The sequence below is a fragment of the Jannaschia seosinensis genome, assembly GCF_001408515.1.
Taxonomy (GTDB): Bacteria; Pseudomonadota; Alphaproteobacteria; order Rhodobacterales; family Rhodobacteraceae; genus Jannaschia; species Jannaschia seosinensis.
Window position 1 is genome coordinate 1 of record NZ_CYPR01000159.1, and the last position, 1,765, is coordinate 1,765.

The following is a 1,765-nucleotide window of genomic DNA, read 5'->3' on the forward strand; positions in this document are numbered from 1 at the left end:
TGTGTCCCATGAGCTGGGCTGCAGCACGGCAGATGAGGGCGATGGCAATAGCGGTTATGGCGATGAGCAGAGACAACTTGGACGCGAGCGTCAGGCGGGTGTCCTCCAGGTTCAGCCCCCGCGTCTTGCTGTCGGCGAACAGGCACTCGATGAGCCAGCGCTTCTTGTACTGCCGCAGGATGTGCGCGCCAGTGGCTGGATAGGGCGAAGCCACCACGAGAAGCTCGCCGCCCTTGATACGGCGCGCACCGAAGTGGAGCTTGAGGTCGGGGTGACTCGCTCTGCCAGGCAGGACGGCCGTGAAGCCCCGCACACCCCTGCACCGTGACAGCAGGGAGCGCAGGTTCAGCTCGCGGCCGTTGGTACGGACTATCTGGCCCTCCTTCATGCGGATCGCGAAGGGGATCTCCTGCTCGACGAGAAAAGTGAACCATTCCTGACCGATGAACTCGCGATCCGCCAGCAGCATCCGAACGGTTGAGGCGTCGAAATACGCGAGATACCGCTTCATCAGCGCGATGCGCTGAGCGGTCGTGCTGTTGCCGGAATGCGGGAGCATGGTCCACATCAACGGGACACGGAACCTGGCCGTGATGGCGGCCAACACGAGGACGTTAACGTCGGTCTTGCCGATCTTCCAGTTGGTGCGGTCAAGACACAGATGCCAAGGGCGAGGGTTGCCGAGCAGCGAGATCACGATGCCCACGCTCCAATCCTCGGGCAGGCACACGTGTTGGAAGAAGCGTTGCAGACGGCGATAGGTCGATGCAACCATGGCGCGACTTGGCCGCTCGCTCGCGATATGCGTCAGGTTCACCGTTCGGGCGCTGATCATGCCAAGCAGGATCATGCAGAGCGTGTCGAGCCGTGACTTGCCCAACGGCACATGCGGAGTTAGCGTTTTCTGGAGATCGGCGAGAGCACGGATATTCAAGGGACCGTTCCTTTGGCGAGGTCGAGTCCACCAGAAGAATCTCTCTTGCCGGTCTCGGCCACCCCAAAAACGGCTGTGTCGTGTAGTCTGATCTCTCTTAGTCGCGGGACACGAATTTGTTGAAGCGGCTGTCACGCCCTTCGGGTAGAAGGAGCGCGAGCTTGCGGTCTTCGAAAATCTCGAAGAACTCGGTCCAGTCGATTTCGATCAGGTCCTCGTCCGGTTCCTGAAAGTCGAGGCGCAGAATCCCGCCTTCGCCCTCGGTTTCCACTTTGGCAGGGCGGCCGCCATGGGATTCCGCCCATTCGCGGATGCGGTCGTGATCGGTCTCGGGATGTGCCGAAGACATGGCGGATCTCCTTGTCGTCCAGGTTCAGTGCGGGAAACGGATTGGTGGTGCGGTCAGTTCCGCCGATTGGTCCGACGGCCGGCCAGCCACTCCCTTATACCGACGGCATCATCCGCTGACCTTCGCCCAATCTCGGGAGGTTATCGAGGCGACCCGCTCCGGGATTGCGATGAGCGCGTTCCACGCCTCGCAGCAGGCGCCGACGATGGCGTCGTAGCTCTCGAAGACGCGGTTCGCGAGGTGGTTCTGGCGGAGAAATTGCCAGATGTTTTCGACCGGGTTCAGCTCGGGGCTGTAGGGCGGAAGCGTCAGTAGGGTGATGTTCGCCGGCACGACGAGCTCCCTGGAGCTGTGCCAGCCGGCGCCGTCAACGACGAGGATGGCGTGCGCGCCGGGCGAAACGTGCCGGGCGATCTCGGCGAGGTGGTCGCTCATCGCACCTGTGTTGGCGTAGGGCATGACGAGCGCGGCGCCGGTCGCGC

Annotated in this window: 3 protein-coding genes; all 3 read right to left on the reverse strand. The window is 62.5% G+C overall.

Annotated elements, in window-relative coordinates; all coding sequences use genetic code 11:
* The coding region (locus JSE7799_RS11715) for an IS4 family transposase (protein ID WP_055663772.1) at positions 1–934 on the reverse strand (934 nt) is incomplete at its 3' end.
* A 97-nt stretch (positions 935–1,031) separates the two neighbouring features.
* Positions 1,032–1,283, reverse strand: a complete 252-nt coding sequence (locus JSE7799_RS11720) for a hypothetical protein (protein WP_055663773.1) — start codon at positions 1,281–1,283, stop codon at positions 1,032–1,034.
* A gap of 108 nt (positions 1,284–1,391) precedes the next feature.
* The coding region (locus JSE7799_RS11725) for a transposase (RefSeq protein WP_055663774.1) at positions 1,392–1,765 on the reverse strand (374 nt) is incomplete at its 5' end.

Coding starts and splice junctions, on each gene's coding strand:
- JSE7799_RS11720 (WP_055663773.1), bottom strand. CDS start 1,283: ATGTCTTCGGCACATCCCGAGACCGATCACGACCGCATCCGCGAATGG.